The following is a 24580-nucleotide window of genomic DNA, read 5'->3' on the forward strand; positions in this document are numbered from 1 at the left end:
GTTGGTATCAGTTTCATTCTGAAGCGTGTTATCATCATATCTTATTGGTGTTTTAATGGGCTAGAATACATAATTAACCACATCTGTATCTTGTCCACATCTCTTATATACTCTAGTAACTCTTCTACCTATATTACACAGTATTTCATAATTAATAGTACCCATTATACTAGCCATATCGTCTGCATCAAACTTTATATCTCCGTCACTCCCTAAAAGTATAACCTCATCATTAACCTTGACTTCAGGAATTTCAGTTACATCTACCATAATCTGATCCATGCATATATTTCCAACTACAGGCGCTAACTTTCCATTTATTATAACCTTAGCTTTTCCTGACAATATCCTTGAATATCCATCCGCATATCCAACTGGTATAGTTGCTATCTTGCTCTTTCTGGCAGTCTTAAAGTTTTGCCCATATCCTATAAATTTATTTTCGTCTAAAGATTTCAAATAAACTACTCTACTCTTCCAAGTTAATACAGGCTTAAGTTCTAAATTATCTTTTATAACATCCTCTGATGGATAGTAGCCGTACTGAACAATTCCTGGCCTCACATAGTCATAACAACTTTCAGGTATGTCTATTATCCCTGCGCTATTTGCAATATTTCTTCTTATTTTATCTTTATAAATACAAGAAATTTCTTTAATCTCATTATTATAAGTATTTAATTGCTCTAAGGTATAACTCTTATCTTTTTTATCTGCAGATGCAAAGTGAGAAAATATACTTTCAACTTTTATGTTTTCTAACATACAAATATCTTCTACTATCTTTAATTCCTCATCTTTGGGCAAAAAGCCTATTCTCCCCATACCAGTGTCTAGTTTTATATGAATGCTACTTATCTTTCTAAACTCCTTGGAAGCTTCCGATAACTTCTTAGCAAACTCATAATTTGATACAGTTGCTTCTATATCATATTTTATCAGTTCTTCTATAATATCTTCACCGGAAATCCCAAGTACCATTATAGAATCTTCTATTCCACCTTTTCTTAACTCAATGGCTTCCATTATATTTGCAACACCAAATCTATTTATACCTATACTTGATAAAAGCTTTGCACATTCTAAAGCACCATGCCCATATGCATTAGCCTTTATAACACTTATTATCTCGCTATTTCCTATCCTACTTTTTATATGATTTATATTAAACTCCAAATTATCAAGATTTATCTCTACCCAAACTGGATGCAGCATTTTCAAATCAATCATCTCCTAAATAACTTATATATTCATTGTAGCAATTAAGTGGTAGGAATTAAATATCCATATTATATATATATTTAATACTAAGTGGTATGGTATGGAACTGCCATTATCCATACTTAATCATAAACTTACATTATAATACACATGTGGTATAAATTATTAAAGCTATAGATGCTAAATCAATAATAATTTAACTTCTATAGCTTTAATAACTTATATAAAATCAAGTTTAAAATTTATCAGCTAAGTTTTTTCTTCTTATGCAAACCTTAGTTTAAACTCATCTATCTTAGTATCAATAATCTTACTCATAAATATCCTTCAAAGTTTATTTTTAATAATATCCTAGGCAAATATATCTTTATAACAACTATATATACATCAAACTTATTGATAATTTAGATATACATTAGAAAATTCAATATTAACAGCTCTAGCCAATCTATCATTCATCAAATCATTATTACTTTCTTCAACATCGTCAGCAATAGTTATTGGCAGAAGAATAGTAAACACACTCCCTTTTCCAACCTGGCTGTTCAATTCTATACTACCACCTAAAGAATTTACTAAAAGCTTAACTAAACATAACCCTATACCTGTTCCTTCAGAAGATCTAGTAAGACTATTATTCACTTGTCCAAATCTCTCAAATATTATATTTTGTTTATCCTTAGGTATACCTACACCTTCATCTATTACCCTTATGCAAAACTTACCTTTTCTCTTTGATAACTTAACATAAATGTTGCCTTTAACATCAGTGAACTTTATAGCATTGGAAAGAAGATTCAATATTATCCTTTCATACTTTTCATCATCAATAGCCATGGTTAACTTTGAAATACTTGAAGAAAACTTAACATCAATCTTCTTTTCTTTTGCAAGAAGCGCTATGGAGTCAACTATTGCTTTTGTCACAGTTACTATATCTACATTTCTATTATGGAACTTTAGATATCCAGTATCGGCTCTAGTAATATCTAATAGGTTATTTACTAGTCTAAGCTGTTGCAATGAACTCTGATGAATCTTCCTCAAATATTTCCTACCTATGTCAGATAAGCTATCCTTACATGTTAATTCTAAAAATTGAGTAGCCGACATAGCTACGGTTAGAGGAGTTTTGAACTCATGTGATATAAACGAAAAAAACTCTTCCTGCATTTTTAATGCTTTTTCCGCTTTCTGCTTTTCCTCTTTTATTATTTTACTCTGCTGTTCTATTAGGTTTCTATATGTTACTTTATCAGTAATATCATTGGTAATTTCAACAACATATTTTAACTGTTTATTATATACAATAGGAATAAGAGATCCATCCCAATAAGTTATTCCCCTTTCAAAATGAGGAAAAGAATATTCATCTATATATAAAGATTGCTTTGTCTTTGTTACTTGATCCCAAAACTCCTTAGAAGGGCTAATATCCCAACCTGTTACAAACTCATTAACCTTTTTGCCATAAGTAGTCTCTCTCGAATTGAAGGGCTTATCAAAAAAATCCAAATAAGTTTGGTTAGCCTTCAATAAGATCCTATCTGGCATAGCAAAAACAGCCACCCCAAATCTGTTGTCTAAGTATAGCCTTTCAAATACCGGAAGCTTTTCTCCCAAGCTTTGAGTTTCTTTTCTGATAAGGAAATAAGTTATCTCATTGCTATAATTATTATTTTCAATCAAGATATCTACTTCTATTGGATCTAATTTAGAATCAAATATATAATAACTTCTGTTTTCATTTAGCTCTAAGGAATCTATATCAAGCCTTATCATTCTGTATAATTCAGAGACACTTTTACCTACAGTCTCATCTCTTGAATAACCAGATAAATAAAAAAATTCATTATTTGCATTAACCACCATAGAATTAATAGTTGTGAAATATGCACCATATTCTATACTATGAGAGAGTTGCTCACTTAACATCTTGTGTCCTCCACATAATTCGAGATTCAATTTTAAGAAAAATATTATTTATAATTAAGCTTTCATTATAAATTTATCTATATTTTACCATTAATATCAATATTAATCTATATTTATCTTTATACAGATTAATATTTTTTTGTAAATATCTGGTATAGCGAATTCTTAACCTTAGTACCTCTATAAAAGATAACAATCATAAGCTAATAAATTTTTTAATTATAATTTGTGGAAGCCTTAGTCTTAATTATGGATTTTTTATATAACTTTTCTTTTAGAAAGTATTTGTATCAGCACCATGGCAATTATTCCTCCTGCTAATGCAGTTATAAGCTGAGGTACTCCCATGGATAGTACTAATTTATCTAAAACCTTTGTTGGTATTCCAAGCTTAAGAAGCTTAACTAAGTGCGATGCAGAAAGTGATAAAAATAAAAACTTAACAAATGAACCTAATATTATTCCTATATAAATTCCATATATCTTTTCTCTAACCGATCCAAACAATATCACATATATTATATTCCCTATAATTATAAACGGTATGAATGGTGCCATAGGCGCAGCAAGTTGTCCAACTACCCAAGCCAAAATTGGAGTAAGAGCAGCTGTAAGAACTCCCCATTTAACTCCACAAATATAAACTGACAGAAGCAATACTGCATTAATAATAGGTCCTACTAAAAACTGATTTATTTCTGGTATAGTTCTCCCTATAAGTTGAAAAGCTATAGCTATAGCCAATAGTAAGGCTGATTTCGACAACCCATTAGAGTTAATCTTTTCCATTTTCACACCTCCTTAGTATAAATATATTCATAATTCTTCACTTTATCCATAATAGTTGTATCTATATAACTATTAATAGAAACCTGTTATTCACTTAACGAAAGAAGTTCATTATATAACATATTTCATCCTCTGAAACCTGTATAGAATATTTTTCTTCTAAGTTAACTAAGGACTTCTTCACGGCTTCATAAATATTCAAATTTTCTTCTATGAAACTCTCTCTCCCTTCATATGCACTGGCACTCTGACCATTGCTTATTCTTTTCACCATAAATGCTATATGAAGAACTATCCCTGGTATGGTTGAATCCGGTAGTTCCATTCTAAGTATAAACTTTGCATTATCCAGAGTATCTACAATGTCATTATATAGCTCTTTCCCGTCTACTCCCTCTATATTTTCAGTAATGACATCCTCCATCTTTGCAAGGGTAGTTTTTATATCAACTATCTCTTGTATTTCATTTATTACTCTAAGACTTATAACATCGTGGATATTGTATTGCTTTATCTCTGTATCTAAAGGAAATGAGGATACAATAAAAATTATTTCTTTATCTCTCTCAATTTCCTGAAGTTTAGATTTTATTAAATTTCTTTCAATAAAGTTTATTGGAATAATCTCTAATAAATCTTTATCGTACCTCAAATTATGAGATAAGAAACTCTTCATAGCTATAGCAGTGCCTTCTCCAGTTAAGCAAACTGTTACAATTGCCATCTTCTTAGATTTATCTAGAGTTTTATTATTGTAGCTATGTTCAAACATATATGAATTGACGGCAATAACATCCCTATATATTTCTTCAATTCCATTACCTAACCTTGCTTTTCTTGCAGCCTCTAATACATGTAGAGTTGAAACAAGAGGCACTACTCTAACAGGTATTCCATACTCCTTTTCTATAGTTTCTCCAAAGGTTGTTAGCGATCCCATATCTACTAATATTAAATATCCAACTGGGTTCAAGTGATTTTTAACATAGGCTCTAAGTGCTGCCAATACTTCAAGAGGACTAACTTCAATTGGCGCATTAATTGCAACAACATCATCTTCTCCTAGAAGCTTATTGGCAACATCAGCCATAGAGCTGGCTGTACTTTCACCATGTGCTATCAATATAACCTTAACCTTATCTTTTTCTTTATTTTCCTTGTCTAAAATCCAAAATAAAGTTATAAAGCCAGCCTCATCTTCAGGAACCTTTATGTTCAAATGTTCTTCTAATATCTTTACGCATTCTTTTGCCACTTCAAATTCTTTAGGGTATTTTTTTATTATATAATTCAACTGAGGATTTATTATAGTCTTATTATTATTTAGTCGCTCTATCAATGTATTCACATGTAGTGAAAGGGCAGAAAAAGTATTAGAATCAAAATTTCTTCCTAAGGACGTTGTGGCATAATAGAACATCTTATCAATTAAAAGCAGTGTATCTTCACCCAATATGTTTATTAAATTTTTTCTGCTTATAGCGTTTTCTGCTCCCTTTATATACAGTTTGAAATATTTTGTTATATCATTCTCCAGTATTGTTTCAATATCAAGACTGGATACACCCTTTAATCTAAGTTCTTTTACTTTATTATCTATAATGTCGTATATGCTTCCTTCTTTATGCTGCTTTACAATGTCGTCTTCTCCCTTTGAGAACTTAAAGAAATTTATTTTCTCCCCCAAGGTTTCGTTCCAAAGTATTCTATTTCCTTTCTCATTATAAAGCCCTTCTTTTATGTGCGGAGGAAGGTCTGTACTAGTTATTTTAACCTCATTCTTCTTTCCAGTTAGAAAATCTGAATAGGCTTTTGCACATAAAAGCTGTATATCTGCTTTTAGTTGTCCAACATTGTTAGGACAATCATAAGATAACAATGCTCTCATGGTATTTAGAGACGCTGCAATCTCCCTATCAAGTCTTACCCTTTCAGCATCAAAAAAACCTTTGATAAGTCCAAGTCTCTCTTTAGCAGACCTTTCTCTAAGAGAAGGTAAATGTATAGTCATAGGAATTCTTCTAGTAAAAGTTTTTAAAAGAACAGAAGCCGGTTCTTCTGTGGTTGCAGATATTATAAGTACATCTGCCCTTCTCATATCAGATTCACCTATTCTTCTAAAACATCCCTTATCCATAAATGTAAAAAAGGCCTCTTGCCCTTCTGGTGGCAATCTATGAACTTCATCTAAAAATAAAATTCCCCCATCTGCTTTCTCTATTAACCCCTCTTTATCAAACTCAGCTCCAGTATATGCTCCCTTTTTAACTCCAAATAATTGAGCATTTAAAAGCTGAGGATTATTGGAATAGTCAGCACAGTTAAATATTATGAATGGAGAATCCTTTTTCTTCACCCCCATTTCAACAGCATATTCATGCATATAGTCAGCAAACATTGATTTTCCAACACCAGTTTCTCCTAGTATCAAACAATGCATTCCTCTAGGAGGATAAAGTATAGCGGCCTTAGCCCCCTCAATAGCCTCTAGTAAACTTTCATTTTTTCTCAATAAATCATCTAAGGATGTTTTTCCATCGGAGCTATTATGTCCCTTTATAGAAACTGAATACTTTACTGGTCTTCCAGAAGATTTTTTAACCTTTCCTTCTTCCCACAGCCTATTTAAATCAAAACTAATATTTGCTCTTGATATATTTGTTATTTCAGCAAGCTCAGAAGCACTTATTCCATCTGGGCACGAAAGTTCTAGCAACTTATTATAAACTAAATCAATTCTTTTCATAATTCATCTCCTTTCCACAAATACTCTCAAAAAAATACATTGCAGTAATTAACTATATATTAAAACATTTTCATTATAAAAGTAAATATACCCAATACTATAAACTTTCCAAAAAATTATCTCTGTAATTTTAATTAACAGAAACACTGTTTAAAGTAAAAAAAACACTATTTCTCATATCAAAACACTAGCCACTTTTTATTAAAACACTACAGTTTTGTATAAAAACACACTGTAAACATTTACTGTAATGCTTTTAATTGTAAGCCTATTAGAGTTTTGGCACGATACTTGCTATAAGATATGGCATAAGAAATAATTTAAACTAAAATACTCACCTAAAGGGGGACAGGACAATGAACATGGAAGAAGTAATAATGGGTATTATCATCAACGCAGGTGATGCTAGGGCTTATGCTCACGAAGCACTCACTAAAGCCAATAGTGGAGATTTCCAAGGAGCCTCTACCTCTATGGAACTTGCAGACGAAGCAATAGGCCGCGCTCACGACTCTCAAACTTCACTATTACACAGAGAAGCTTCAGGTGAAAAACTGGAAATAACAGCTTTATTCGTTCACAGCCAAGATCACTTGATGACTGCTATATCAGAAAAAAACTTAATAGTTCAGATTATTGAACTTAGAAAACAGCTTCAGCCTTTGTTAGATAAATTACCAAATTCATAAAAACATAAATAAGGGTTTGTCTAAAACATCATAAAACTCTGCAATAAGTATTTAGCATTAGAATTCCATTAATAAAATTATATTTATAGGAGGAACTTATTATGATTAATATCGTTTTATTCTGTTCAGCAGGTATGTCTACTAGTTTATTGGTAACTAAGATGGAAGCAGCCGCAAAAGCAAAAGGGTTAGAAGTAAATATAAATGCTTACCCAGAAGCTCAAATGAAAAAATATATTCCTGAAGCTGATTTAGTATTGCTTGGGCCTCAAATAAGATTTGCACTTGCAAGAGCTAAACAGATATGTGATGAACATAATGTACCAATAGATGTTATAGCTCCTCAAGATTACGGTATGATGAATGGCCAAAAGGTTCTTGAAAAAGCATTAACCTTAATAAAAAAATAGAACCTACCAATAAACAAATAACACCTATATTCATTGTTAGAAATTTTTTATTATATATTTCTTAAAATGAAAGGAGATAAAAATCATGTCAAAACCTATGGACTTATTAGAAAGTAAACTAATGCCCGTAGCTGCCAAAATATCTGCAAACAGATACTTGTTAGCAATTCGTGATGGCTTTATGCTAGCTATGCCATTACTTATAATCGGTGCTATGTCACTTCTTGTGGCAAACTTCCCAATTCAAGGCTTCTTAGACTTTATGGCTAGTGTATTTGGAAAGAACTGGACAGTATTTTTCTCAAGACCTAATGACATAACAATGTCTATAATGACAATCTTCGTAGTATATGGTATATCAAACAGCTTAGCACTTCACTACGAATTAGAAGGCATAAGCACAGGTGCTATATCTTTAGTAGCATTCTTTATGCTTACTCCATTTGCAACAACTTTTACTCCAGCAAATTCAAAGACAGTTTATGACATAACAAATGTTATTCCTATGGACTGGCTTGGATCAAAGGGATTATTCGTTGGTATGCTTACTGCTATACTAACTACAGAAATTATAAGAATGGTAGTAAAAAGAGGCTGGGTTATTAAGATGCCTGAAGGAGTTCCTCCAACAGTATCAAAAGCATTCTCAGCACTTATTCCAGCAGCTTTAGTAATATTAAGCTTTGACGTTATTAGACTTCTATTCACTTGGACTTCATATGGAACAGTACATGGCTTCATTTACAAAGTACTTCAAGCTCCATTAACTCACTTAGGTGATAGTTTAGGTGCAACAGTAATTGCAAACTTATTCATTGGTTTATTCTGGGTATTTGGTATTCATGGTGCTAATATAGTTGGTTCTGTTATGTCACCAATCTGGCTTTCATTGTCAGCTGAAAACTTAGCTGCATTTAAAACTGGTGTGACTGGCTCAGCACTTCCACATGTTATCACTCAACAATTCCAAGAAATTTTCTTACAATTAGGTGGTTCTGGTTGTACACTTGCATTATGTATAACAATGATGTTCCTATGTAGATCTCAAATCTGTAAAAAACTTGGTAGACTAGCTTTCCTTCCTGGTTTATTCAATATAAATGAACCAATAACTTTTGGTCTTCCAATAGTTCTTAACCCAATAATGATGATACCATTTATAATAACTCCAATAGCACTAGCAGTTGTATGTTACTTTGCAGTATCTACAGGATTGGTTCCTCGTCCTTCAGGAGTTCTTATTCCTTGGACTACTCCAGCAATATTTGGTGGCTTCCTAGTGTCAGGAGTTAAAGGAGCATTACTTCAAGTAGTAGAAATTGCTGTTTCCTTCATAATCTATTTCCCATTCATAAGGATGGTTGACAAGCAATATCTTGCTGAAGAAAAAGCTTATGAATCTGCTGATGCAAACTTAACTGTATAGAAAATAGTATATTATATAAAGAATATAGATGGTTACAAGTTGTAACCATCTATATCTCTATATTTAGAATATCGAAGCAATAATCACAACCTAATGGGAAGGGAGACTTTATTTTGAATCTTTTATATGAACTAAAAATAAGCATGTTTAAGCCACATCTATATCATAGGTTTAAAGATCAACCCTTTGGTAAGTTATTAAAATTTGATTTTTTAGTGGCTATAACAGGATTTATATTTTTTATGTTTATGAAGGCTATAAAGGGAGTAATCTATGGTAACTTTACCTCTGTAATTAACTACTATATCACTTTTGATGTAGCTACAGTCCTCGGAATTATACTTTATTCAACTATAGGAACTGCTATAACTGCACTATTCTTAAGTTTCCTATTTCTTGGCTACAATAAATTTAAACGTATTAACACTATAAACTTTGGTTCAATATATAACTATGCTACCCATACACTACTAATAGCTATCTTCATAGGTAATCTAATGGGACCATTTGTAATATTGTTTATTCTAGGTTATTACATCATGGCTGTAAAAGGTGATCTTTTAAATGCTCAAGATGGAGTAAGTCCTTTAAGATATCTACGAAACTAAAACAAAAAGCATGTTCAAATAAGATTATATATCCTATTTGAACATGCTTTTATTAATATTAAAGAAAAACCTTCTAAATCATATACATCTTCTGGAGTGATCTTACTTAAGTCTGAATTTATTTACAGCTTCAACCATCCCTTTTGTCATGGAAGATAGAGTTTGAGCTGCTGCTGCAATTTCTTCTGATGATGCATTTATTTCTTCTGATGACGCTGCTATAACCTCAGATGATGACGCTATCTCTTCAGCCGCTGAAGTAGACTCCCCTATGCTGCTTACTATAGCATTCTTCTCTGCTTTAACATTTTCAGCCGATTTAGCTATAGATTCTATTTGAGGTATAACATTATTTATTTCTTCTAATATCTTCTTAAAAGAATCCGCAGACGCATTTATTCCTGTTAACTGATTAGACAACTCACTGCTCATCACATCTGAACTAGAAATAAGGTTCTTAGTGTCACTTGAAACACTATTCACTATCAAGTTTATCTCTCCTGAAGACTTCTTAGACTGCTCAGCAAGCTTCCTTATTTCTTCTGCCACTACTGCAAAGCCTTTACCTGCTTCTCCAGCTCTTGCAGCCTCAATGGCAGCATTAAGCGCCAACAGATTGGTCTGATCAGCAATTGCATTTATCAATCCTGTAATCTCATTGATATGCTCGATATTATCGCCTAAGCTAGATAACTTTGATATAAAGTTAGCTAAAGATGTGGATACCTTATTAATGGAGCTCACCATTCCATTCATACTATCGTTACTTTCGTTTGCTAGAACCACGACTTCTCTAGAATTATTGTCCACTTCACCTATAGACGCTAATATACTATTTAAATCTTCATTAAATTTATTTATGCTCCTATCTATATCTGATAAACCGCTTGCTTGATCATTTGTACTTGAAGCTATTTCAGTTATACTTGTTGTTATATCACTAGTTGTTGCAGACATTTCCTCTGCTACAGCAGACAAACTCTCAGTCTGAACATTAATGGTCTTGGAATGATCAACGAAGCCTTTAAGAGTTTCAGATATATCCGTAAGCATCTTATTTAGAGATCTCTTTATTATATCAAACTCATTATCCCCGTCGTAGGTTATATCTACAGTAAAATCTCCTAGAGCTACCTTTTCTATTTTTTCAATCATATCCTTTGATGCTGTTCTTATATTGTGAATTATCAACAATGAAATTGAGCTTAATATGATAAATATGATAATTAAAATAATACAAAATGTTGTATAACTGCCTGAATATAATAAATTGCTTTGATCATATACATTGGAAGCTACTTTTTGGTGTAATTCCATTGTATTTTCAAGAATTGATGCAATCTCATCTCCTAGCTGTCCAAATCTTGAAGCATCAGAACTCGAAAGTTTACCCCCTGCTCTTAAGTTATCTTCATTTTTATTCCACAAACTTATGTATTCTGTATAGTCCTTCTTAAATGCTGCTGCATTATTTACCTCTTGTCCGTTAGTTGCATTCTTTTCATATAGAGCTAGATTATCTTGAACTATTTTGTCATAAGTCTTTATTGCACTATTGTCTTGTTCATTAAACTTAGAACTTACCGAGGTAGCTGTTAATCTTACATTAAGAAAGTTAGCTCTTATTTGAGATACATAATAAGTGGTCTGCAAATCACCTTTATACATATTGCCTAAGTTGTCATTTAGCTTATCCATATTCCTTATAGCTAGTCCTCCTATCGTGACTGTGAAAATAATGGATAAAAAAGCTATCAAAACGACCATAGTAGATATCCTAGCCTTTTTAAAAAATTTAAACATATTCTATTCCCCCTAATATTTATAATAATATTTTTAATCTAATTAAATAAAATATTTAACTTAATTAAATATTATACTTTACAGTCAGTTCATTCAACGATTAATCAGTGGCATATAAAGAAATCACTGGCTACCGTATATTTTTTATCCTAGTTATGAATAAAACAGTTATAATATTAGTAAATACTTATATTTTTATTTATTTAGGGGGAATCATTATGAAAATAGTATTATTGGAACCATTAGGTATAAGTAAAGACACCTTAACTAAATTAGCTTCAGATCTTATTGATAAAGGTCATGAGTTCATAGCTTATGATACAGTGGAAAAAGATACTGAAATGTTAAAAAATAGAGCTAGCGGTGCAGATATTCTTATGATTGCAAATAGCCCTTTATGCGGCGAGGTTATAAGAAGTGTAGAAAATTTAAAATATATAGCCGTTGCCTTTACAGGGGTAGACCATGTAGATAAGGCAGCCTGTGAAGAAAGAGGAATAACAGTATCAAATGCTAAAGGTTATGCCACAGAAGCTGTAGCAGAGCTAACTATAGGAATGATAATATCTTTGCTTAGAAATGTAAAACAATGTGATGACGTTGCTCGAAAAGAAGGAACTAAATTAGGCCTAGTAGGAACAGAGCTAAATGGAAAAACTGTAGGTATAGTTGGAACTGGGGATATAGGCATAAGAACTGCTGAAATTCTTAAAGCCTTTAATTGCAAACTATTAGGCTACAGCAGAACTGAAAGAATTGAAGGTAAAGACTTAGGAATTAATTATGTGAGCCTAGAAGATTTATTAAAAAATAGTGATATAGTATCGCTTCATGTACCTCTTACAGATAGTACAAATAAGCTTATAAATAAAGACAACCTACATTTAATGAAAAGAAATGCAATACTAATAAACATGGCAAGAGGTCCTGTTGTTGATAGTGATGCCTTAGCAGAAGCCTTGAACAATGGAACTATCGCTGGCGCTGGAATAGATGTCTTTGAGGTTGAACCACCTGTTAAAGCTTGTCATCCTTTATTTAATTCAAAAAATACCCTTGTTACACCTCATATAGCTTTTGCAACTGATGAATCTATGGTAAAGAGAGCAGATATAGTTTTCGATAACGTGTACTCTTGGATAAATGGCGAAAAAAAGAATATAGTTTTTTAGTAAAACTACTTTATAATCAATAACCTTATAACAAAATATTCCACGTATTATTAAAGAGATAGAGGTTATATTAATATCATAAGGAACATGGTGATAAGTCAATCCTTATAATATAGTTTATACTATCTTTATAAGAGGAATTTATATAGTGATAGCAATAGCTGTTGTTATGTAAATAAGATTCTATATGGTTAGGAAAGGCTTTATTGTAGTCATAGATTTTGATTATACTGAGGTCCCAACTTATCATATTGGGTCGAGATAAGATGTTGTATGGTGTTGTAATGGTTATATGTAGCCGAAAGGTTATATATAGTTATGTAAATATCTTATAAGGTCGAACGAACCATTAATATTGGTAGTGATGTGCTTTTTTATAGTCGAAAGATTATAATTAGGTGATAAATTATCTTTATTGGTGCTAGTCATATCACCATGTTTCTTATGTTAAATAAAAATTAACACCCCTACTCTGGTATACTCTACCACCTTAATGTCAATAATCTTAAAGATTATGAAGTTAGGTGGTGTTTTTTATGAAAAAATTAAATGCTTTTTTGGGATTAAATGATATCGAGAAATTCTCCAGCAATGATACTAAAGACTTAATTAAACTTACTATACTATTCTTTTTTTCTTCATTATACTCACTTTTTTATACATATGATTACTATAAAAGTTATTTAAATCATCCATCAGATATATCTCTAATGCAAAACGCAAAAGGGGTATTTATAATAACACTAGGTTTAGGATATACATTTATATATTTCTTTATAAATATATTTATATCAAGACGAGCGAATAAACCTATTAAAAAAAAGGGTTAACAGAAACATTATACTTTTACATACATATATTTTACTTAATTAAAAATCTCTTTCTAGGTATAACAACTGGTAATGGTGATTATAAAATTTCACATAATTAAAATTGATACTTTATACAACTAAATCTCCTAATTCGGAAAAAACAACTGTATTTCTTCTTTCCTTAGCCTTATAAAGCGCTCTATCAGCCAAGTCAATAAGTAACTGAGTATCTACTTGGTCTCTAACTGAAACTACCCCTATACTTATAGTCACGTTTCTTTCATCTTCTTTAAACCTAAACACATGACTTGCTACTAGATTTCTAATCTTTTCGGCTACTATTATAGCCTTTTCTTTATTTGTTTCCGGAAGAATTATTGCAAACTCTTCACCACCGAATCTAGTTATAGTATCTCTGGCTCTTATATTGGGCTTTATTATATTAGCTAATTCCTTAAGAACTAAATCTCCTGAACTATGTCCATAGGTATCATTAATTATCTTAAAATTATCCACATCAATCATCAATAAGGATATACCTAGGTCGTTGTCCTTTAACTTTTTCATCTCATCTACCATTTTACCTACAAAAAACCTTCTATTGTACAATTCAGTAAGTTTATCTGTATACGCAAGAATGCGTAGATCCTTCATCATCATTCCACATCTAAAAGCAAATACAGCGTCTATAAATGCTATGCTTGTCCATATAATAAATATATACTTTCTAGGAGCATATAAATCTAATACATATCCTAGAATGTGCAATATTATTACATTTAGAGAAATTATAAACGGGGTAAATTTATTAAGAATCCTATCCATTTTATCCCTTCTTTATGCAAAAATACGTTTTATATTATATCACTTATATAAACTATAATAAACACTTATTGTTTAATAATTTAACAAATTTATAATATACTACATTAATTAAATGATATATTAATAACATATACTATATGAAAAATTAATTTTGATTTTCTTGATGAAAAACAGACTATTTATTATAATTAACACAAAATATAATTCAATTAATTTATATAATAAAGGAGAGTTTATGAGAGAAATAGCATTAATAACAGGTGCTTCTAGCGGTTTTGGATACGAATTCGTAAAATTATTTGCTCAAGATCAGTATGATATGATCCTAGTTGCAAGAAACATTGATAGATTAATAGAGATAAAAAATGAGTTTAAAAATGTTAACATCACAGTTATACAAAAAGATTTAACTAAACCAAATGCTGTAAAAGAACTATTCTCAGAAATAAAGAATAAGAACTTATCTGTAGATATCCTAGTAAATAACGCTGGCTTTGGACTATTCGGACAATTCGATAAGCTATCAGCTGAGGCACAATCTAACATGATAACACTTAATATCTCAGTGTTGACAGAGCTAAGCCACCATGCTATACAAGAAATGAAGCTAAAAAATCGCGGAAAAATTATAAATATTGCTTCCTTAGGATCTTTTCAGCCAGCTCCAATGATGGCAGTATACTGTGCAACCAAGGCATATGTATTATCATTTTCTGAAGCTTTAGCAAAAGAACTTAAAGGTAGTGGTATAACAGTTACAACTTTATGTCCAGGAGCATCTAAGACTAACTTTGGTAAAGTTGCAAGTGTTGAAAATACTAGAATGTTCAAAAATCCAATGTCGGCAAGTTCTGTTGTGAAAATAGGATACAGAGCAATGCACAAAGGATCAAGAGTTGTTATTCCAGGCATCCTTAATAAAGCTATGGCATACACCTCAAAATTTTTGCCACGTAAACTTGTAGTTCATATGATAGGCTCTTTTACAAAAGAAATATAATTATTGCTCTCTCATATAGCATTGCATTCATAACCACTTAATTTCAACAATATTATTGAGAATATCCAATAATTAAACTCAGAAAACATTCATGACACTGCCAATCAATAATCCCAGTAGGAAAACAGATTATTAAATCTATTTTCCTACTGGGATTTTTATTAACTGCGTAACGATACTTACATGTGTATGATTTTACTTCATATGGCCATTATATAAAAACAATTGTTAAATTATAAACATTTTTCAATCCATGTATTGACAAGTTATTGATAAAACATTATCATGTAATTGATAATGATTTTCATTGCTAATATTTTATAAAAAGGTGGTTAGAATAATGTCAAAGGTAAGTATTATATACTATAGTGGTACAGGCAATACAGAAAAAATGGCAGAACTTATAAGTTCTGGCGTATCTCAAAAAGAATCGCAGGTTAAACTATTACAAGTATCCTCTGCAACATTAGATGATATAGCTGATTCAGATATAGTAGTCTTAGGATCACCATCTATGGGAAATGAAGTAATAGAAGAATCTGAAATGGAACCTTTTGTTGAATCACTGAAAGATATTATTTCAGGCAAAAAAGTTGCCCTCTTCGGTTCATATGGCTGGGGCGATGGAGAATGGATGAGAAACTGGCAAGATAGAATGTCTGAATACGGAGCTGTCTTAATAGGAGACGGACTTATAGTTAATGGCTATCCTGAAGACGAGGAAGAAAACCGCTGCATAGAATTTGGTAAATCAATAATATAAATTATACTTAGGAGGGTTTAATTTGGATAATCTAGTGTTTTTTAAACAGTTAGATAATATGAAGGATGAGGAGTATTTTAGATGTTTTATTTCTTATCTAATTTCACCTGTGATAACAGGGGTTAAACCTTCTTCTATAATCAATATACTTAATACTAATAGAAATCTTTTAAGTTTATGGAACACCCTAGGTGATGATTTCCTGTCCAATTTAAAACTAGATTATATATCTATTGATCACATAAATAATAAAGAAACAATACTTATATATAACAAAAACTCTATTACTGATGTATTAAGTTGTCCAAAGGTAAGATCATTATTAACCAATTATGGTTATACTGATTTAGATGACACAAATGCTGTTCTAAATCATTTATATAACAGGTTAAAAGAGAATAGATTTCCTCACGAAGCGGGAATCTTTCTTGGAATACCCATTCATGATGTAGAAGGGTTTATTAGCTGCAATAAACCATGCCTGCTATCTGGCTACTGGAAGGTCTACTCAGATACAGATTATGCAAAGAGACTTTTTGACCTATATGATAAATCCAAAAACTTAGTAGCAGATTGCATCATACAGGGAGAGAATGTTATATCACTAAAAAATAATTTTACACCTCAGTTATTTAATTAATTAGAATCTCAATCTGCCTCTGAAGTTCTAAGAAAATATTAAATAAAAAACTAAAATTGCGCACTCCTTATTAGATTTGAATCTGCCGTAAAATCTAATAAAAAAATAAAACATATAACTATACTATAAGCCTATATCTTAGCTGCAAGATATAGGCTCTTCTTATGTAATTAGTGATTAAATGCTGCATCCATACTAAGCAACTGAACATCACTAACAAAAACAGGTTGTCCAGCTAATAGGAACCAATGTCCCATTGCTAAATTGTTTGCCAAGTACATCATAAACCACTCATCATAGCTCTCTAATTCTAGCTCAAATTCATTATAAAATGTAGTATAGTTCTCTGATTCATTAATTTTTCTAATTCCTTTAATTTCAGAAAAAGAAAATCTCTTCTTAGCATCTGTTTTATCTTGTCCTATTACCTTTCCCATTAACAATCCATAACTAGGATCGTCAAACCATTTATCGATAGCATCCTTTAGTACATGATTGTAATTCAAAGGTAATATAAGTTTTCCATCTAATGAAATAGTTAATTTTATCTTCATCCAAGCACCCCTTAAAAATATTAACTAAAAAGATTAACCACCCAATTAAATTTTAAAAACTTAAAATTTAAAGTAGTAACTTTTAAAAGATATACACTTCACTCATGAAGTCATTTGAAATCTCATCACTTCTATATATTATCGCGAATATACTTCTAATGTAATAGAATTGTTTTGGTTACATAGTTAATTATTAGTATGGAATAAAATAACTTTTAAATAATAAAGCGAGATTCATTAACCTATGATTCTCGCTTTAACAAAATATTTATATAGCTACTAATGAAGCTAACAAATCAACAGTACTATCTAAAGATGTACCCTTAATTAAATTCTCTATATTTACCCTCATCTCTTGTAGTTTAGCTTGGTTATAAAAGAGATCCTTTATAACACCATCAAGTTCGTCTACGCTAGTGGACATAGCAACCTCTTCTCCAACCAAAAACCTAACATTTTCAGCTTCTTGACCTGGAATATAATAAGGTACTACTATTGGAAGTTTTTTATTCAAAGCTTCGGTTATAGTAAGCCCACCTGCCTTGGTTATTATTAAATCTGATACATCCATAAGCTCTGATACCTTCTGAGTAAAGCCCAATATTATTAATTGCTTATCCAAAGGAACCCTTTCATAAACACTCTCTAAATGTTCCTTTAACTCCATATTGTTTCCACAAACCACTATAATCCTAATGGGAATATCTAAATTCATTATTTTCATTAGAGCCTTTTTCATAGCCTTAACACCCATACTTCCTCCCATTAGAAGTATAGTGAAAACCTCATCCTGTTTCAAAGAGTTATTCACATTTAAGAAATCCCTCTTAATAGGTATCCCGTATGTATGTACCTTATCTTCATCTACTCCTTTTTCTATAAGACTATTCTTTGTATAATTGCTTCCTACTATATAACCATCCACTTTTGAATTAACATAAGAACTGTGTGCTTTATAATCCGTTACCACAGATATAAATGGTATATTTATTTTTTCTTCAATTTTTAAACTTGAAATAACACTTACCAGTAGGGGATGAGTTGATATTATTAGACTCGGGTTATATTGACTTATTATCTTATAGGTTGCTTCCTTTATGGACCCACCAACTAATTTATTTATCCCAACGCTGGTTACTCTATGATCACTAACCCTATATAACATCCCAAACAAAGCTGGAGTTTTTGTGGCTAAGATTTCGTAACCTCCAGATACTACTTTATCCAGCATCCTAGCACTCTCTCTTATAGGTTCAATACACTTAACCTCATACCCCTTATTCTTCAATTCATTCTTTAGTGAATCTGCAACAGAGTTATGCCCCTGACCAGTAGATGCAGTTATAATTAATATCTTTCCGTTCATAAATACCACTCCTTTTAATATTCAACTTAGGGTTGAATATATTAAAGTCAAACCATATATATTAGCTATTATATTAAAATAATAAATCTTAAAATTCTCTTATTTATAAAACTTATGTTTTAAAATATCTTTAATATTTCAAGCCATACGTCCTCAGTAATAACTCACTTATTACTATAACTGTATTAAATTAAAAATTTCTTAATGAATTCTGAATAATTCCTTAAATAAAGCACAAAAACTTTATACTCATATAATAGCAAGTATTTCCTCATGTTCTACAATAATATAATTTATTTAACTATCTTAATAAAATCTAAACATACATATACTTTTATGTTAGTATCCTAATGCTATACTTATTAGAACCATCCTATATATAGCTTTACATCTTACTAATTTAACTTTATTTACATACCTTAAATTATAATTTTACTTATGATTAATATCAATTAATTTTCTACCATCCATTAATTGAAACTTATCTAGGCTCAAAAATCTCTAAACAACCTTATCAAAAGACTTCTCTAAAACATAATTTCCTAAAGAATAAAAAATTCGCTAAAGCACCCTTATTTACTGAGCTATTTTGTAAATCTGCCTTTCAGAATGTACATGAGGAAAATCTGGCAGTCGAATAAGATTTCTTTTTAACTATTTTCCCTAAACAAATGTTCTAAAACCTTAACATTACTAGGTTTACCTAGCACTTTTTCTGATTCCTAGACAGTAAAAAAACTACCACCTTAAAGATAGTAGTTCTTTTAATATTATACATCTGCTGATATTTCATGAAGTGGATTTTGTGTTACTTTTTGAAGTGCTTTAGTCAGTTCATTAATAACATCAATCTTCACTTGAGCTTTCATCTCATTCATTTTTAGATATAATCGTCCACTTTCTGTAACAGCATAAAGTGGGGGAAGATTATTAAGAGCAATAGCTTTAACATCATTTATGCATTTATAACAAGTGCAAGCTCCCTTATAGTCTTCTAAAACTAGAGGTAAGATGTCATCAACTATATCTTCCATACAATTTTTCAGCATTATATCCTCCTGTATTTATATTATACTAGTCTTATTTGTATTTTCGTACAATTTCTAACATTCTGTAGTGTTAGCCTTTTTCCAGTTTCTTTTAAATTAGTCACTATTCTTTAATCAAATATTTTATTTCTAAACTATAAATCCATAAATACATTTTTTTATTTAAGTATACACCTATTCACATATTTTGTAGAATAAATTACTTTGAATATCAAATTAATTTATGATAAACTTAACTAAAGATTATTATTTTTATAATAAAATATCGCGTAAGGAGTTAAGTATGATAATTAAACCTAAATTTAGAGATTATATATGTTTAACAGCTCATCCTGAAGGTTGCGCTATAAATGTTCGTGAGCAGGTAGAATTTATAAAAAAACAGAAACATATAGATAGTCCTAAAAATGTTCTCGTTATCGGATCATCTACTGGATACGGCTTAGCTTCAAGAATAGCTATGGCTTTTGGAGCAGGGGCAAATACAATAGGCGTTGCTTTTGAAAGACCTGCAGCAAAATCTAGAACTGCAAGTGCAGGCTGGTATAACACAGCTGAGTTTGAAAGATTAGCAAAAGAAGAAGGCCTTTACTCAAAAACAATAAATGGAGATGCTTTCTCAAATGAAGTTAAAGAAAAGGTTGTTGAATTGATAAAAAATGATCTAGGGCAAATAGATCTTATAATTTATAGCATTGCTTCTCCAAGAAGAACTGACCCTATTACTGGAGAAACCTATCAATCATCCCTTAAACCAATAGGAGAAGCCTATACTAACAAGGCTGTAAACTTCCACACTGATATAATCCAAGAAGTAACAATATCTCCAGCATCAGAAGAAGAAGTTGAAAGTACAAGAAAGGTAATGGGGGGAGAAGATTGGCAGCTTTGGATTGAAGCTTTGTCAAATGCCAAAGTACTATCGCCTAATGTTAAAACTGTAGCTTATACATATATAGGTTCTGAGCTTACTTATCCTATATATAGAAACGGAACAATAGGAGAAGCAAAGAAGCATTTAGAACAAACCGCTAAAATACTAAACGACAAGCTAAAGCCTATAAATGGAAAAGCCTATATATCCTCAAATAAAGCTTTAGTGACACAATCAAGCGCCGCTATACCTGTAGTACCACTTTATATAGCATTGCTGCTTAAACTTATGAAGGATAAGAATTTGGATGAGTCTTGTATAGAGCAGATCTATAGGCTTATGAGTACAAAACTATATTCCGAAGAACCTCTTGACGAGAGCCAAATAATTAGATTAGATGACTTAGAATTAAGAGATGATATCCAAAGAGAAGTAATTCTTCAATGGGATGAAATAAATTCAGATAACATAAGACAGTTAACTGATATAGAAGGCTTTAGAAAAGAATTCTTTAAACTATTTGGCTTTGGTCATCAACAGATAGATTATGATACGGATATTAATCCCGATGTTGACATACAAGGGCTAGTCCAAATATAAGAATATCCAAGCAACTTCAATTAATTACAATTTGTATAATATTACAAAAAATTGCTGACGACCAATTTTTCAGCAATTTTTTGCATATCTGCCTTTCCCAATGTATATTAGGAAAACCTTACAAGAGGAACAGATTTCTTTTTACTGTTTACCCTAAATAGCTACTCCAAATCCTTTATATTACTAGGTTTATATATTCAAAAACTTTATACTTTCCTGACAGTAAATGCAGAAGCCCTATAGTTGTACTATAGGACTTCTTAATATTAAAGCTGCCTGCTCACTATAAAGGTCATTTCATCAAGGTTATGAAGTCCATCATGGGATGTGCCTGGTTGATGAAGAGACATTTCACCAGGCTTCGTAACTATGCTTACTCCTAGCAAAGTCATCTTTTCTATGAAAGCCTGATCATCCCCTAGATATCCCATAGTTTGCAGATAGTCTTTTAGGTTTTTTTCTACATAACTATATACCTGCATTTTATCACTATACGGACATACAAATATAAATCTATAAAAACATCTATCAAGATCTACTTTGTCTGGCATATCTTCATTTAGTAGGACAGTGTAATCTGCATTTTCAGAGCAATATACCTTTATACCTTTATTTAATCCGTACTTTAAAGTGCAAAATTGCCTATCTTGTATAGCTTTAACTGAATTCCAAGTATTTAAATATGATTTGGGAAACTCTTTACTTAGAGTATTAAGAGAGTCAGCTAAACTTTTGGAAAACTTTTCATAGTCTACATCCCTATTTATAAATACTATTCTTGGTGAAAGACAGGCTTTTTGTTCCCAGGCTATTATATCTCTTGCAACAAGGTTAGCATTATACTCCATATCAAGTATACTTTCTATAACTTCAAAGCTTATTTTTGCTCCATGCATCACTATATGAGTATCGTATCTTGCACACAACTCTTTCATTATCCTGCCGGAATATTCTCCTCCCCAATGTATGACACAATCACTTTCTTTAACTACTTCCTCATATATATCTGACTTACTACTGTCGAAGTATACTATGGATAGTCTTTCTTTTATATTCTCATCAATTTCACAAAGACTTTTATAGAATGCATTAGCAAAATACGGCTCATCTCCAGAAACCTTTATCAAGTTACAATTCTTAGATAAAAGCCCCATAGATATACTTACTGGTATTACCACAAATGCATTTCCCGATATATTATGGAAAGCCAAGCCTCTCGGTTGCCTATGTACGTAACCATAGCTTGTTTTTACCCAATTATCCAATATATCTAAATGTCCCAATTCTTCCTTTATAGTAGTATATATATTTTCCTTTAATAAAGCCTGCATACAACCTTCTAATTCGTAAGTCACAAGCTGAGGGCTTTGATTTGTTAAGTTAGCTATTACTTCAATATGCTGCTTACTATAATCTCTATCAAGCCACAGCCTTGCGCATCTATCTAATATCTCAATAGTTTCTTCTGATGATATATCATGAACTTTTAATTTATTTTCTTTTAACCTACAGATTTCTTTTTGAACATCTTCTTTTTCTGATATTTGAAGATTAACCTTCATATTATTGATTTGCTTTTCTAAGTAAACTTCACTTCCGCATGAGTATTCTATTTTCATACTACCTCTTTCTCCTTTACATCTAATGTAGCCCCACAGCCTTTTGCTTCAGCACCTTTTACTCGTCCTAATATTTTAATCGTCATCCCAGCTTGTCCACATTTAGGGCATTTGTCCATAGATACAATTTCACCTATATCATCAACTAAAACAGATGCGCCTGCAAAGGTTGATGTTCCATAAGCATTTAAAATCTGTATTACTCCTTTATCCCCTACATTACTTAATGGTTTTAATGTCTTTATATCCCTAATTATAACTTTGCCTGCATTTGGTACATGGAACAGATAGTCACCATGTTCCTTAGAATAATGTCCATGTATAGGAAGACTATTTTCAGTAAAAGAATAGGTATCTACAAAGCTCTCTTGTGGTATTCCAAGGAAGCTTGATACTTCTTCAACAAATTGTCTTCTTGGAATTTGTGTTCCGATGCTTATAGTTCCCTTCTTACCATCCCAGCCTCCTCCTCCAGTGCTAACAATTACTTTTTCTCCTAGCTCTACAGGTGAAATTATTTCTCTTAGTTGTTTTATAGTATTATATATAAGTAAAGTAGAGCCTCTCACTGATAAGTGATGATTTTTTTTATCGTGAAACTGAATATATCTTTTAAAGGCCTCTATATCTAGGTTGAACTCCTCCTTCTCTTGCTTTAGTAGGAACAATGCATCACCCTTAAACTCAAAAAGATTTAAAATATTACCTATATATGATTCTGTAGGTTTTCCTAATATATGCTCACTTTTAAATTTTCTCATCTCCAAAGGTTCTGGGTAGAATACACAATCATAATCACAATTAGGATCAAGAATATCTGGATCTAACATAGCAACCCTTTTTAGCTGCTCTATATCACTTAATGATCTTCCTACAATGCTGGGATCTCCGCTTGTACTGCTAGAAACTGTCCACATATCAATTTGATTAGGAGCTACTCTAAGCAACTTGGAAAATAAATTAGAGGATTTTTTAAATAGTGTAGTTGTAAAGTATGGTACCTTCTCTAGATCACTTTCCTCATTTAGACTTTTTCTAGGATCATATCCCTGACTGTCACATAGAAACTTATATGCTGGGCACTCTAGATACTGTAAAATAATATTTTCCTTAAAATCATGAAAAAACTGGCTTTTACTCACAAAATTCCCTCCCTATTTTTTATCTTTCTTCATTCTACTTCTACTAACTTATATATCTTTAGTTATAGTGAAATAATCTTTTTGTTAATGCACAAAATACTTATATATAATATAGAAAGAAAAAACTTTACAAACAGTAGTATTTTGTAACATTTTTCGATAACAGGGCAACTTATAAGTATTCTTTACCTCTTTCCCAGTAACCTCTGTATCCTATTATTGTTATATAGAAAGTATACCTTTTTCCCATATTTTTGTTAAACCCATTATTTCTCCACTATACCTATTTTTATGCCATAATTATACTTTTTTGCAATGCTAATTCCTTTTATCTAACTAATTCATAAAGTTTTGTTTATATTATTTATCTTTAATTATCTTTTAAAAGTAATTATAAATAATTACAAGCTTTATTTTTCTATAAAAACAAGTTTTTTTGTTACACTTTGTGAATGTTTGACCTTCTCCGCTGTTCTAAAACTTTGATATTTCTAGGTTTATGTATAGGGTTCCAACTTCAACTATTAATTTATAAAT

The 24580-nt window shown here is 31.1% G+C and carries 21 protein-coding genes; 10 read left to right on the forward strand and 11 right to left on the reverse strand.

The features are described 5' to 3' along the window. Positions 1 to 60: 60 nt before the first annotated feature. From alr to C1I91_RS27765, 4 genes are all read right to left on the reverse strand, one after another. Positions 61 to 1230: an alanine racemase gene (gene alr, locus C1I91_RS27750; protein ID WP_128215829.1), complete on the reverse strand. Its 1170-nt coding sequence runs from the start codon at positions 1228 to 1230 to the stop codon at positions 61 to 63. A 384-nt stretch (positions 1231 to 1614) separates the two neighbouring features. Next, positions 1615 to 3156, reverse strand: coding sequence for a sensor histidine kinase (locus C1I91_RS27755; RefSeq protein ID WP_128215830.1), 1542 nt, complete (start codon positions 3154 to 3156; stop codon positions 1615 to 1617). Between the two features lie 258 nt (positions 3157 to 3414). After that, a complete protein-coding gene (locus tag C1I91_RS27760; protein ID WP_128215831.1) occupies positions 3415 to 3945 on the reverse strand; it encodes an ECF transporter S component in 531 nt (176 codons plus the stop codon). Positions 3946 to 4039: 94 nt separating this feature from the next. Next, positions 4040 to 6691, reverse strand: a complete 2652-nt coding sequence (locus C1I91_RS27765) for a sigma-54-dependent transcriptional regulator (protein ID WP_128215832.1) — start codon at positions 6689 to 6691, stop codon at positions 4040 to 4042. A gap of 356 nt (positions 6692 to 7047) precedes the next feature. Here C1I91_RS27765 and C1I91_RS27770 point away from each other — a divergent pair, with 356 nt between their 5' ends. The 4 genes from C1I91_RS27770 (at position 7048) to C1I91_RS27785 (ending at position 9824) form a co-directional block, all read left to right on the forward strand. Then, positions 7048 to 7380 carry a PTS lactose/cellobiose transporter subunit IIA gene (locus C1I91_RS27770; protein ID WP_128215833.1) on the forward strand — a complete coding sequence of 111 codons (333 nt, stop codon included), beginning with the start codon at positions 7048 to 7050 and terminating at the stop codon, positions 7378 to 7380. 101 nt (positions 7381 to 7481) lie between these two features. Continuing rightward, positions 7482 to 7790 (forward strand): PTS sugar transporter subunit IIB, encoded by a 309-nt coding sequence (locus C1I91_RS27775; RefSeq protein ID WP_128215834.1) that lies wholly within the window; start codon positions 7482 to 7484, stop codon positions 7788 to 7790. An 85-nt stretch (positions 7791 to 7875) separates the two neighbouring features. Then, positions 7876 to 9216, forward strand: coding sequence for a PTS cellobiose transporter subunit IIC (gene celB, locus C1I91_RS27780; protein WP_128215835.1), 1341 nt, complete (start codon positions 7876 to 7878; stop codon positions 9214 to 9216). Between the two features lie 113 nt (positions 9217 to 9329). Further along, positions 9330 to 9824, forward strand: a complete 495-nt coding sequence (locus tag C1I91_RS27785) for a hypothetical protein (protein WP_128215836.1) — start codon at positions 9330 to 9332, stop codon at positions 9822 to 9824. A gap of 102 nt (positions 9825 to 9926) precedes the next feature. Here C1I91_RS27785 and C1I91_RS27790 read toward each other — a convergent pair whose 3' ends face one another. Then, on the reverse strand, positions 9927 to 11627 hold the full coding sequence (locus C1I91_RS27790) for a methyl-accepting chemotaxis protein (protein ID WP_128215837.1): 1701 nt from the start codon (positions 11625 to 11627) through the stop codon (positions 9927 to 9929). Positions 11628 to 11845: 218 nt separating this feature from the next. Here C1I91_RS27790 and C1I91_RS27795 point away from each other — a divergent pair, with 218 nt between their 5' ends. Next, entirely contained in the window at positions 11846 to 12799 is a 954-nt protein-coding gene (locus C1I91_RS27795; RefSeq protein WP_128215838.1) for a 2-hydroxyacid dehydrogenase, read from the forward strand. Positions 12800 to 13335: 536 nt separating this feature from the next. Further along, positions 13336 to 13629: a hypothetical protein gene (locus C1I91_RS27800; RefSeq protein ID WP_128215839.1), complete on the forward strand. Its 294-nt coding sequence runs from the start codon at positions 13336 to 13338 to the stop codon at positions 13627 to 13629. 111 nt (positions 13630 to 13740) lie between these two features. On the opposite strand, the gene C1I91_RS27805 is transcribed toward C1I91_RS27800, so the two are convergent. Next, positions 13741 to 14436, reverse strand: a complete 696-nt coding sequence (locus C1I91_RS27805; RefSeq protein ID WP_128215840.1) for a GGDEF domain-containing protein — start codon at positions 14434 to 14436, stop codon at positions 13741 to 13743. A gap of 235 nt (positions 14437 to 14671) precedes the next feature. Between C1I91_RS27805 and C1I91_RS27810 the strand changes: the two genes are divergently transcribed. The 3 genes from C1I91_RS27810 to C1I91_RS27820 all read left to right on the forward strand — a co-directional run bounded on the left by C1I91_RS27810 (position 14672) and on the right by C1I91_RS27820 (position 16839). After that, the gene (locus C1I91_RS27810; protein WP_128215841.1) at positions 14672 to 15436 is read left to right on the forward strand and encodes an SDR family NAD(P)-dependent oxidoreductase; all 765 of its coding nucleotides are present in this window, start codon (positions 14672 to 14674) and stop codon (positions 15434 to 15436) included. Positions 15437 to 15776: 340 nt separating this feature from the next. Continuing rightward, positions 15777 to 16199, forward strand: coding sequence for a flavodoxin (locus C1I91_RS27815; protein ID WP_128215842.1), 423 nt, complete (start codon positions 15777 to 15779; stop codon positions 16197 to 16199). A 22-nt stretch (positions 16200 to 16221) separates the two neighbouring features. Then, positions 16222 to 16839: a DUF3793 family protein gene (locus C1I91_RS27820; protein WP_128215843.1), complete on the forward strand. Its 618-nt coding sequence runs from the start codon at positions 16222 to 16224 to the stop codon at positions 16837 to 16839. A 170-nt stretch (positions 16840 to 17009) separates the two neighbouring features. On the opposite strand, the gene C1I91_RS27825 is transcribed toward C1I91_RS27820, so the two are convergent. The 3 genes from C1I91_RS27825 to C1I91_RS27835 all read right to left on the reverse strand — a co-directional run bounded on the left by C1I91_RS27825 (position 17010) and on the right by C1I91_RS27835 (position 19808). Then, complete coding sequence (locus C1I91_RS27825; RefSeq protein WP_128215844.1) at positions 17010 to 17393, reverse strand: hypothetical protein; 384 nt, start codon at positions 17391 to 17393, stop codon at positions 17010 to 17012. A 268-nt stretch (positions 17394 to 17661) separates the two neighbouring features. After that, positions 17662 to 18759: an MGDG synthase family glycosyltransferase gene (locus C1I91_RS27830; protein ID WP_128215845.1), complete on the reverse strand. Its 1098-nt coding sequence runs from the start codon at positions 18757 to 18759 to the stop codon at positions 17662 to 17664. Positions 18760 to 19529: 770 nt separating this feature from the next. After that, positions 19530 to 19808: a late competence development ComFB family protein gene (locus C1I91_RS27835; RefSeq protein ID WP_128215846.1), complete on the reverse strand. Its 279-nt coding sequence runs from the start codon at positions 19806 to 19808 to the stop codon at positions 19530 to 19532. Positions 19809 to 20091: 283 nt separating this feature from the next. Between C1I91_RS27835 and fabV the strand changes: the two genes are divergently transcribed. Beyond that, positions 20092 to 21282 carry an enoyl-ACP reductase FabV gene (gene fabV / locus C1I91_RS27840; RefSeq protein ID WP_128215847.1) on the forward strand — a complete coding sequence of 397 codons (1191 nt, stop codon included), beginning with the start codon at positions 20092 to 20094 and terminating at the stop codon, positions 21280 to 21282. A gap of 266 nt (positions 21283 to 21548) precedes the next feature. On the opposite strand, the gene C1I91_RS27845 is transcribed toward fabV, so the two are convergent. After that, the gene (locus C1I91_RS27845; protein ID WP_128215848.1) at positions 21549 to 22901 is read right to left on the reverse strand and encodes an acyl-CoA reductase; all 1353 of its coding nucleotides are present in this window, start codon (positions 22899 to 22901) and stop codon (positions 21549 to 21551) included. Then, positions 22898 to 24043, reverse strand: coding sequence for a LuxE/PaaK family acyltransferase (locus C1I91_RS27850; protein ID WP_128215849.1), 1146 nt, complete (start codon positions 24041 to 24043; stop codon positions 22898 to 22900). Before C1I91_RS27850 ends, C1I91_RS27845 begins: the two co-directional genes overlap by 4 nt. Positions 24044 to 24580 lie beyond the last annotated feature (537 nt).

Origin of the sequence: Clostridium manihotivorum, from assembly GCF_004015185.1 — a bacterium.
Lineage (GTDB): Bacteria > Bacillota > Clostridia > Clostridiales > Clostridiaceae > Clostridium_AR > Clostridium_AR manihotivorum.